At 35.6% G+C, this 306-nt stretch carries 1 pseudogene; it reads right to left on the bottom strand.

What is annotated here, in order from left to right:
• Window positions 1–36: 36 nt before the first annotated feature.
• Window positions 37–306, bottom strand: a pseudogene (locus ACSG5Z_RS30470) (metallophosphoesterase); the annotation flags it as partial.

The raw sequence follows: 306 nt of genomic DNA, 5'->3' as shown, positions 1-306 counted from the left end.
TACTAACACAGAGAAACCAGCTTCCTCCATATACTATTTATAAAATAACCTACCTCCCCCGCCCCTATCATGTTTCCCAAACACTGCATATTTCCCTAAGGGCGCATGTATTTTCTGCAAAATGCTTATCGCTTCTTCTCTTTCTGCCTTATACGATCCAATCTTATCTATTAAATCCCCTGTAAAAACTACTATATCTGGATGTAACGTATTCATCTTCTCTACCAAATTTACTAGTTGTTTCAATGTAAATTCTGGCCCTAAATGCACATCTGAGAATTGTAATATCTTTTTGTAATTAAACTC

The sequence above is a fragment of the Bacillus pretiosus genome (assembly GCF_051294775.1).
Classification (GTDB): domain Bacteria; phylum Bacillota; class Bacilli; order Bacillales; family Bacillaceae_G; genus Bacillus_A; species Bacillus_A wiedmannii.
Note: the sequence above shows the minus strand (reverse complement) of the source record. Positions and strands in the feature narration are given on the sequence as shown.